This is a genomic window from Flavobacterium sp., from assembly GCF_023151265.1.
Lineage (GTDB): Bacteria > Bacteroidota > Bacteroidia > Flavobacteriales > Flavobacteriaceae > Flavobacterium.
In genome coordinates, this window is the sequence record NZ_JAKLJH010000016.1 from 26,105 (window position 1) to 35,995 (window position 9,891).

Consider the following 9,891-nt stretch of genomic DNA (forward strand, 5'->3'; position numbering starts at 1 on the left):
GAGTTCAGCATGACAAGTTCGTGTTTTGTGGTTAAATTTGTTTTTCAAGTTCAGAAATTCGTTCCACAGCTCGCTCAAAATCATTTGTCATGGCAATATCAGTTGCTGGTGCGTATCGTGCAAATTCGCAATCGTTCATTAATTCCATAAATCGATTAATACTCTCTTCTGATGCGTTTCTTTGTTGTAATAATTCGATGATATTTTCTTTGCTCATTTCAACCGTTTCGATATGTAATTTGGCTTTCAAGAAATTGTGTAAGGCTTTTTCCATTGCCATGTAGAACGGAACTTTGTCTCCCATTTGTTTTTTGGCTTCCGACAAATATTTCTTCACTAATTTGTTATTATTTCTAACTCGGTTTCCAACAACATCAGCATCTTTAGCCTCTTTTTGTTTTTTAGCAATCATCACAATCGGAATCAATAATAATGGCGCTAACAACAAACTATAAAATAGTCCCGAACCTAAGAAATCCTCTCTAGAAGCAGAAACAAATTCCGTTTTCAACTTATTGAATTGGAATACTTCTTTTTTCTGAATGGCTTGTTTGTTCGTGCTTGGTGTGTTGGCTACAAACGTTGCGTCACCTTCCGCTACATCAATTGTGATTTCTTTTGATGTGATGGTTTTATACGATTTACTTGCCAAATCGTAATACGAAAACTCCATCGGTTTTATCGTATATTTTCCTTTAAACTGTGGAATAATCGTGTATTTGTCCGAAACTTTTCCGACCATACCTGTTAATGGTGTTTGTACATTTTCGGTATGTGATGGTTCGTACATTTCTAACGCACTTGGAACTACGGGTTTTGGCAAGGTAAATAACTTTAAATTTCCTTTACCCGAAACACTTACTTCCAAATCTAACGATTCACCTGCTTTTAAAGCTGTTTTTGAAGGGATTACTTTGAAATCAAAATTTCCTACAGCTCCAGTAAAACTTGCTGGTTTTCCGTTTTCTGGAAGTGGTTTTACGTTAATGGTTTGTGTTCCTGTGGAAAGTGATTTTTCAACCATACGCATTTCGTATTCGCCAAACCAATCGCGACGACCTGTTGGCACCTCAGCATCTAAATCGATTTTGAAAGGTTCTATGGTTTTAGCACCTGCTTCTAATGGATATAAAATTACTTTTCGAAGCACCACCATGCTATAATCTTTGCCGTTGTATTTTCCACGCTCTGCTCGCAATTGCTTCATGTCGATATACTGACTCCAGAAATCGTTATACTTTGGTGCTTTAAAATTTCTGAAATTTCCAACCGTTGAACGAGGTTCGAAATACAACTTATAAACTACTATAACGGGTTCGTTTACAAACGGATTTTTTGTAGATAATTCGGCTACCAAATGAATTCCTTCGCCATAATTCACATTCGTAGGTTGCTGACCTGGATAGGTTGGCATTTGGATAGGATCGGTAATCGTGATTTTTATGGGTGCTGATTTGTAAACTGTTCCGTCATATTCAATTGAAGCAGCACCAATAGTAAAAGTTCCTTTTTTTGTAGGTGATAAATAATAAATTACTTGGGTAGAAATTTCTCTTTTCTGATTCACTCTACCATTCACAATCGTAATTGAAGTTTGATTTCCTTTATTAATGAAAGGTCCTTCCGCTTTAAATCCGGGAAATTTTGGTGGTACAAAATTATCGCCTTCATTATTGATGGAAAAAACCAATTGGAAGCGTTCGTTTAGTCCATAAGAATTTCTTTCTGTTTGCGCTTCAAATTTTACTTGAGCGGAAATAGTATTATAGAAAACCGATAATAATAAAACTAAAAATATATTTTTCATTTGTTACCAATCTTTTTCATTTGAAACCGGACGTGCTTTCACTTTCTTCGCATTCACTTTGTCCTGAACTTTCTTCTCTGCATTATTAACCGCATCTAAAATATTATCGATGCGTTGTTTGTCGGCGCCACTTGGTTTTGGATTTTCGTTTTTGTCTTGTTTTTTCTCTCCGTCTCCTTTGCCTTGTTGATTATCGCCTTGTTTATCTTTGTTGTTCTGATCGTTTTTATCAGAATCTTTTTTGTCGTTTCCTTTGTCGTTTTTGTCGTCTTTATCTTTTGGCTGAGGCTTGTTGTCTTGACCGCCACCACCTTTATTATCTTTTTTATTGTCTTTTGGAGGTGGATTATCTTTTTTCTTTCTTTTGGCTAAAGCGTAATTGTAACGTGTTTCTTCGTCGTTTGGATTATTTCGAAGTGCGTTTTTGTAGGCATCTGCTGCTAAATCATATTTTTGTTCTAGCATGAAAGTGTTACCTAAATTATGATATATTCGGTGTTTTTCAGTTTTCGTTTTAGCTGTTTCTAAGGCTTGAATGTATTTGATTTGTGCTTCGCCTTGCTGATTTTGGCGATAAATGCTATTTCCTAAATTGTATCCTGCAACGGCTTTTTTAGGTGATTTTTTTGATTCCGTTACCCGATAATCAGCTTCGGCATCCACGTATTTTTTTTCGGAAAACGATTGATTTCCGTTGTATAAATTTTTATCTTTTTCTTGACTGAAAAGCGAGATGCAATTCAATAATAGTACTATGTAAACTATCTTACGCATGTTTCTTTTCATTAAATAAGTTCAACTTTTGCACCCATGCTGTTTTTTTCTCCAAAAGGAAAATATCTACCAATAATAACAAAAATCCCAAAGCTAAAAACCACTGGTATTGCGATTCAAAATCGGCTATTTGTTGCGATTCAAATTCTGATTTTTCGATTTTATCTAACGACTTTTTCACTTCTTCTACCACATCTTTTGTAGATGTGCCAATAATGTATTTCGATTTAGTTTTATCTGCAATATTTTTTAAAACTTCAGGATACAATTTTGTTGTAACCGTTTGTCCTTCTTGGTCTTTTTTATATGAAACTATTGTTCCTTTATCATCTCGTAAAGGAATTGGAGCGCCTTTTTCAGTTCCCACACCAATAGTTAAAATACGAACGCCTTTCTTTTTTGCCATTTCAACCGCATCATCTGCTCCTTCTCCGTGATCTTCTCCATCGGAAATTAGAATAATCAACTTGCTAGTATCTTTCACATCAAAGAAATCAACCGCCAATTGAATCGCATCGTTAAAAGCCGTTCCTTGCGAAGAAACCATATTGGTATTCATACTTTGCAAATACATTTTAGCGATGCTGTAATCTGTCGTCATTGGTAAAACAGGATAAGCACTTCCGGCGTAACCGACAATTCCTACACGGTCATTTCCTAATTGATTAATGATTTGCGAAACGATTTGCTTGGTTTTTTCTAATCGGTTTGGCGCTACGTCTTCAGCCAGCATACTTTTTGAAATGTCGACTGCAAACACAATATCAATACCTTGACGTTTTACGGTTTCCATTTTCGTTCCCATTTTTGGGTTAACCAAAGCAATAATTATACACGCTAATGCCAATAATAAAACACCTAATTTCAAAGCCGGTTTAAAGCTTGATTTTTCAGGCGCTAGTTGGTTAAACAATTCCAAATCGGCAAAAACGGCTTGTCTTTTTCTTTTCCAAAACAAATTGAATAGAAAAAGTGCTACTATTACTGGTAATAGCGCTAATAAGTAAAAATATATTGGACTTTCTAATTCAAACATTGTTTTCCTTTCTAAACGATTCCTCTAAAAACTGAATTTCTTAATAACACCTCAACGCCTAACAATACAAATGCAATCAACACGAAAGGTTTGTATTTTTCGTCATAATTATAGAATTTCTTCTCGTCAATTTCAGTGGTTTCTAACTTGTTAATTTCGTTGTAAATGGCTTGTAATTTTTTGTTTGATGTGGCTCTAAAATACTTTGCATCGGTAGCTTTCGCAATTTCTTTCATTAAGCTTTCATCAATTTCTACAGGCATTTTTCTAAACACTAATTTACCATTCGCATCTTTTGCGACAGGAAACATCGCTTGACCGTTTGTTCCTATTCCGATGGTATATACTTTTATGCCGTATTCTTTTGCGATTTCAGATGCCGTTCTTGGGTCGATGGTTCCTGAATTGTTCACACCATCCGTTAATAAAATGATGATTCTACTTTTAGCTTTACTGTCTTTAATTCGGTTGATAGCAGTGGCTAAACCAACACCAATTCCAGTTCCATCAGCAATAATAGAATCATCATATTCGATGGTTTTTAACGATTGTAAAATGATAGTTTTATCAGACGTTACAGGAGTTCTCGTGTAACTTTCGCCTGCATAAACTACCAATCCAATTCTATCGTTAATTCTATCTTGAACAAATGTTGAAGCTACTTTTTTCAAAGCTTCTAGACGATTTGGTTTTAAATCATTAGCCAACATACTACTCGAAACGTCAATCGCCATTACAATATCGATACCTTTTGTGGTTTTCGATTTTGAAGTTACGTCAACACTTCTTGGTCTTGCTAATGCGATGATTATCGAACTCAAAGCTAAAATTCTCAGCACATATAAAAATGGTTTTGCTTTGGCTAAGAAAGTTCTATTTTGTTTGAAAGGTTCTAATGAACTCATTTTTACCGTTGCCGAAAGTTGGTTTCTTTTATAAAATAACCAACCTATTGCAATTGGTAAAACCAAAAACAACCACAAAAATTCCGGATTTAAAAAGGTTACTTTTCCCATTATTTCTTGGCTTTTCTTAGTTCGATTGAATTCTGAATTTTCTCTATAATCTCCATGGCATGCTTATCTTCTTCTCTATACATAAAGAAAAATTCTTGAGCGCCTCCTGGTTGCGACAACACCATAATATCGTACTGCATTTTGATATCTTCTTCGCTATCAGGGTCAAAAGCGGTAAAAGTTCCATACGCTTTTTTACCTGAAAGACCTTTTACATTTTCAAATTCTCCTGTTTTTACGATGATATTTTTAGCACCAAATTTTTCTAGCTCTTTTAAATCTGCTTCCAAAGCTAAATCTAAATCTATCTTGGTGGTGTCTTTGTAAGCGGTTGTAATTAAAACAATTGAGAAATCGTCCGTAATATTTCCATAGGCAAAACGACTAGTTGATTTTACGTTTTCTGGAAGATTATTTTGAATTTTCTCATCAATCGTTCGTTTTAAAACTTTTGGTGAAGCAATAATAATAGCGGGTTCACCATACTCTGAAGTAATCCATTCTTTTTCCAACAATTCTTTGGTAGAATAGCCAAAATAACTGTCTTTCACAAAATCGAATCCAACCGTGTAAGCGAAAATCACAACAGAAGCCACCAATAAAAACATCGAAATTCCGATAGACATCACCAAACGTTTGAACTTTTGTTTTTGCATTTCCTTCTTGCGAACTTCTTCTGCAAAAAGTATTGCCGCTTGGTCTTCCGTTCTTGGTAAGGCTTTATCAATGATTAATAGAAACTTATCAATAATTTTTTTATCGGTTTCAATTTCGAACAACATAGGTTGCGATTTGGCAAACTTCACCAAATCCGAATTTTCTAAAACACGACTAAATTTTTCCAAATCTTCACGATTTACAAACATTTTCTTGTCTGCAATCGCCTTTTTTAGAGATTCAATTAACTCGCTCGAAGTACTTTCCATCGCTGGAATATGAATCGATTCTTCGATATATGTTCTGGTGATATCCGTCATTTCAGAATAATATTCTTTAACATCACCTCTTTGAACCAATTGTTTTTTATCTAAGTTTTGAAGATACGCAATCGCTTTTTCAATTGGCGAAGCGAAAAATTCTTCTTTTTGCTCTTTGTCTTTTTGTAAACGTTTGATGATGAAATACGATGCAAATCCTGAAGCCACAATCAACACCAATAAAATCAAAAGTTTCCACCATTCGCTCATTGGTTTTTCTTCTGTGGCGATGATGTCTTTGATATCATACATTTGTTGTTTAGTCGTATCGACTTTTACATCGTTTACCAAAATCGAAAGCGAATCGGTACGGAATTCTTTCTGATTGATTTTTACCAATAATTTCGGAATCACATAACGTCCCGAATCAAATTGGGTTAACCCGTATTTTTTGATTAATTCGTATTGGTTGTCGTTTTTTATGGTATCAATTGGATATGATTCCAATATTTCCAAAGCACCAAAAAACTTTCCAGCAGGAAAAACCACTTTATCTTTTGCGTTTACTTTTGCTTTGATGGTTAAATTGAATTGTGATCCAATTTTAATTTGAGTTGAATCAATAGAAGACGAGATTTGTTGGGCAAAACCAGAAACAGTGAAAAATATGAAAAAAAGGAAATATTTAATTGATGATTGATGATTAACGATTTTAGATTGCAGAAGGTATGGAATCATCTTAATTGATGATTTGTGATTTTTAAATGATTTTAGAATATTTATTAAAAACATAATTTTTTCTGCTATTTATTTTTTTTCAGCATTCTTTTTTGCTGTTTTGATACTTGCTACAAAAATTGAAATCAATTCATTTGCCTCAACTTTTAATTGATCTAACATTTTTGAATTAGAATGTAAATTAGCTCTTTCAATGATTTTTAAACAGTTGTTTGTTTCTCTCAACTCTTTCAAACAAATTCCCATCTTATGCACAAAATCTTTATTACTTTCGGCGCTTTGAGCTTCTCCATAATTTAATGCTGGCGATGTTGATGAACGAACAATCTGAGATGACAAATGATTACCTGCATAACTTTTCTCCACATAATTAGTAAACAAAATAACATTTGCTGCAAAATCAATCAATCTTTCTTCTAAATCAAATCTTTTCATTCTTATTAAAACTTCTTAAATCAAAAATCGTTAATCTTAAATCATCAATTTCTTGCTTTAAAATAACCTAATAATTTGGTTACATAGCTTTCATCCACTCTAGAACTAATCGTTCCAGCTCCACATTTTGAAAAAATATCTTTGAAATAATTTACGTTTTCACGATAGTATTTTTCGTAATCCATTCGCACTTTATTGGAGGTTGTATCCACCAAAAGTGTTTCGCCTGTTTCGGCATCTATCATATTTACTACTCCAATGTTTGGAATGCTTTCTTCTCTTTGGTCAAACACTCGAATTCCAGTTACATCATGACGTTTTGAAGCGATTTTTAGCGTGTGCTCGTAATCTTTCACCATGAAATCGGAAATTAAAAACACAATGGCTTTCTTTTTCAAAACGCTCGATAAATATTTCAAAGCTTGCGATAAATCGGTTTTTTTGCTTTTCGATTCGAATTCGATTAACTCGCGAATGATTCTTAAAACGTGTGACTTCCCTTTCTTAGGCGGAATAAACAATTCGATTTGGTCCGAAAACAAAAGCAAACCAATTTTATCATTATTCTGAGTTGCCGAAAAAGCTAATGTCGCTGCAATTTCAGTAATCATATCACGTTTTAACTGGTTTTTTGTACCAAAACTTTCAGAACCCGAAATGTCTACCATTAACATCATGGTTAATTCGCGTTCTTCTTCAAATACTTTTACAAATGGTTCGTTGTAGCGTGCGGTTACATTCCAATCGATAGCTCTTACGTCATCACCGTATTGGTATTGGCGCACTTCTGAAAACGTCATCCCGCGTCCTTTAAAAGACGTGTGATATTCTCCCGAAAAGATGTGATCACTCAATCTTCGGGTTTTGATTTCAATTTTTCGAACTTTCTTTAGAATTTCTTTGGTATCCATTTTTATTTTGTTTCAGGTTTCAGGTTTTCTTTGTTTCAGGTTTCTTTAACTTGAAACTTTAAACTTGAAACAAAAAATTAAGGCACTTCAACTTCGTTAACAATTCTGCTAATAATGTCTTCTGTGGTTACATTTTCGGCTTCAGCTTCATAAGTAATTCCGATTCTGTGACGTAATACATCGTACACTACAGCACGAACGTCTTCTGGAATTACGTAACCTCTACGTTTGATAAAAGCATAACATTTAGCAGCAGTTGCTAAGTTGATACTTCCACGAGGCGAAGCTCCAAAACTGATTAATGGTTTTAGACTTTCTAATTTATATTTTTCTGGATAACGCGTTGCGAAAATTAAATCTAAGATGTATTTCTCGATTTTTTCGTCCATGTACACTTCACGAACGGCTTCTTGCGCTCTTAAAATTTGCTCTAACGAAACCACTTGGTTTACTTTTTCAAAAGCACCTTTTAAATTTTGACGAATAACCAAACGCTCGTCTTCCATTTTTGGATAATCGATAACGACTTTCAACATGAAACGGTCAACTTGTGCTTCTGGTAATGGATAGGTTCCTTCTTGGTCAACAGGGTTTTGAGTTGCCATTACTAAGAATGGTTTGTCTAACTTAAACGTTTCGTCACCAATAGTAACTTGCTTTTCTTGCATCGCTTCTAATAATGCCGATTGTACTTTTGCAGGCGCACGGTTAATCTCATCCGCTAATACAAAGTTCGCGAAAATTGGTCCTTTACGAATGGTAAAGTCGTTTTGTTTGATATTGTAAATCATGGTTCCTACCACATCGGCAGGCAATAAATCGGGTGTAAACTGAATACGACTGAACGAACCATGAACTGCTTGAGAAAGCGTATTAATTGCTAAGGTTTTTGCTAATCCAGGAACTCCTTCAAGTAAAATATGTCCTTGACCTAATAAACCTATTAATAATCGCTCGACCATTTGTTTTTGACCTACGATTACCTTATTCATTTCCATTGTAAGTAAGTCTATAAAAGCACTTTCTCTTTCAATCTTTTCATTAATTGCTCTAATGTCTAAGGTTGATGTATTTTCTTCCATTTTATGATTGTATTTGGCGGTGTGAAATTAACAACATTTTTTAACACTGCAAATTGAAATTTTTTTTAGTTTTAACTTGTTAACATTGCGTTAAAAATGCATAAAAAAGGTTGATTTTATGAGTGTTTTATGATTCTATTTTATAATTTTAAGAAAAAATTAAAAACACAACAAATATGTCAGTACAATTATCCCCTATTATTGCAGGAGTTATGAATTGGGGTGTTTGGGATAAAAACCTAAATACCAATGAGTTTACTCACTTAATTAATTTATTCATAGAAAACGGAATTACCACTTTTGATCATGCCGATATTTATGGAGGTTATACCACTGAAGCTTCATTTGGAAAAGCGCTTTCTGAAAGTAAAATCGATCGCAAGAAAATTCAATTAATTACTAAATGCGGAATTCAATATACTTCTGAAAACCGCCCTAATAATACTATTAAACACTACGAATATTCAAAAGATTATATTATTTGGTCAGCCGAAAATTCGTTGAAAAATCTACAAACCGATTATTTGGATGTTTTTTTGCTTCACCGTCCAAGTCCATTAATGCAAGCTGATGAAATTGCTGAAGCGGTTTCAAAATTAAAAGCAGATGGAAAAATTCTATCTTTTGGAGTTTCTAATTTTACACCTTTTCAAACAGAACTTTTACGTCAAAAAACCGAAATTTCATTTAATCAAGTGCAGTTTTCGGCAACGCATCATGAAGCTATGTTAGATGGAAGTTTAGATTACATGCAAATCCACAATATAAAACCTATGGCTTGGAATCCGTTAGGAACTGTTTTTAGAGAAAATACCGATCAAACTTTTAGATTGCGTCAGCTTTTAGCTAAGTTGGTTGAGAAATACCACATGGGTTCTGATATTATTTTATTGGCTTGGATTATGCAACATCCTGCTGGAATTTCTCCTGTTGCCGGAACGGTTAATTCAGGAAGAATTCAGCAATTGATGAAAGCAAAATCGTTAGTTTTAGATAAGCAAGATTGGTTCGCCATTTGGACAGAAAGCATGGGAAATAAAGTTCCTTAATGATTGCCGAATGATGATTAACGATTTATGATTTTAGAAGTATTCAATCTGAAATCAAAAATCGTTAATCAAAAATCAAAAATCTTATGATAAACAAGCGCCTTCTTATCAAAAACATTTTATCTC

9 protein-coding genes are annotated in these 9,891 nt (G+C 33.9%); 1 reads left to right on the forward strand and 8 read right to left on the reverse strand.

Going from position 1 to position 9,891, the window contains the following annotated elements; all coding sequences use genetic code 11:
- Positions 1–31: 31 nt before the first annotated feature.
- The 8 genes from L6Q46_RS02870 to L6Q46_RS02905 form a co-directional block, all read right to left on the reverse strand.
- Positions 32–1,807: a BatD family protein gene (locus L6Q46_RS02870; RefSeq protein WP_291283027.1), complete on the reverse strand. Its 1,776-nt coding sequence runs from the start codon at positions 1,805–1,807 to the stop codon at positions 32–34.
- A gap of 3 nt (positions 1,808–1,810) precedes the next feature.
- On the reverse strand, positions 1,811–2,581 hold the full coding sequence (locus L6Q46_RS02875; protein WP_291283028.1) for a tetratricopeptide repeat protein: 771 nt from the start codon (positions 2,579–2,581) through the stop codon (positions 1,811–1,813).
- Positions 2,574–3,617, reverse strand: coding sequence for a VWA domain-containing protein (locus L6Q46_RS02880; RefSeq protein ID WP_291283029.1), 1,044 nt, complete (start codon positions 3,615–3,617; stop codon positions 2,574–2,576). Before L6Q46_RS02880 ends, L6Q46_RS02875 begins: the two co-directional genes overlap by 8 nt.
- An 11-nt stretch (positions 3,618–3,628) precedes the next feature.
- Complete coding sequence (locus L6Q46_RS02885; RefSeq protein ID WP_291283030.1) at positions 3,629–4,633, reverse strand: VWA domain-containing protein; 1,005 nt, start codon at positions 4,631–4,633, stop codon at positions 3,629–3,631.
- Complete coding sequence (locus L6Q46_RS02890) at positions 4,633–6,288, reverse strand: hypothetical protein (protein WP_291283031.1); 1,656 nt, start codon at positions 6,286–6,288, stop codon at positions 4,633–4,635. The genes L6Q46_RS02885 and L6Q46_RS02890 overlap by 1 nt, the downstream gene beginning before the upstream one ends.
- A 69-nt stretch (positions 6,289–6,357) precedes the next feature.
- On the reverse strand, positions 6,358–6,723 hold the full coding sequence (locus tag L6Q46_RS02895; RefSeq protein WP_291283032.1) for a four helix bundle protein: 366 nt from the start codon (positions 6,721–6,723) through the stop codon (positions 6,358–6,360).
- Positions 6,724–6,767: 44 nt separating this feature from the next.
- Positions 6,768–7,634 carry a DUF58 domain-containing protein gene (locus L6Q46_RS02900; protein ID WP_291283033.1) on the reverse strand — a complete coding sequence of 289 codons (867 nt, stop codon included), beginning with the start codon at positions 7,632–7,634 and terminating at the stop codon, positions 6,768–6,770.
- A gap of 77 nt (positions 7,635–7,711) precedes the next feature.
- On the reverse strand, positions 7,712–8,716 hold the full coding sequence (locus L6Q46_RS02905) for a MoxR family ATPase (RefSeq protein WP_291283034.1): 1,005 nt from the start codon (positions 8,714–8,716) through the stop codon (positions 7,712–7,714).
- Positions 8,717–8,892: 176 nt separating this feature from the next.
- Here L6Q46_RS02905 and L6Q46_RS02910 point away from each other — a divergent pair, with 176 nt between their 5' ends.
- Positions 8,893–9,765: an aldo/keto reductase gene (locus L6Q46_RS02910; protein ID WP_291283035.1), complete on the forward strand. Its 873-nt coding sequence runs from the start codon at positions 8,893–8,895 to the stop codon at positions 9,763–9,765.
- Positions 9,766–9,891: the final 126 nt, after the last annotated feature.

Coding starts and splice junctions, on each gene's coding strand:
- L6Q46_RS02870 (WP_291283027.1), bottom strand. CDS start 1,807: ATGAAAAATATATTTTTAGTTTTATTATTATCGGTTTTCTATAATACT.
- L6Q46_RS02875 (WP_291283028.1), bottom strand. CDS start 2,581: ATGCGTAAGATAGTTTACATAGTACTATTATTGAATTGCATCTCGCTT.
- L6Q46_RS02880 (WP_291283029.1), bottom strand. CDS start 3,617: ATGTTTGAATTAGAAAGTCCAATATATTTTTACTTATTAGCGCTATTA.
- L6Q46_RS02885 (WP_291283030.1), bottom strand. CDS start 4,633: ATGGGAAAAGTAACCTTTTTAAATCCGGAATTTTTGTGGTTGTTTTTG.
- L6Q46_RS02890 (WP_291283031.1), bottom strand. CDS start 6,288: ATGATTCCATACCTTCTGCAATCTAAAATCGTTAATCATCAATCATCA.
- L6Q46_RS02895 (WP_291283032.1), bottom strand. CDS start 6,723: ATGAAAAGATTTGATTTAGAAGAAAGATTGATTGATTTTGCAGCAAAT.
- L6Q46_RS02900 (WP_291283033.1), bottom strand. CDS start 7,634: ATGGATACCAAAGAAATTCTAAAGAAAGTTCGAAAAATTGAAATCAAA.
- L6Q46_RS02905 (WP_291283034.1), bottom strand. CDS start 8,716: ATGGAAGAAAATACATCAACCTTAGACATTAGAGCAATTAATGAAAAG.
- L6Q46_RS02910 (WP_291283035.1), top strand. CDS start 8,893: ATGTCAGTACAATTATCCCCTATTATTGCAGGAGTTATGAATTGGGGT.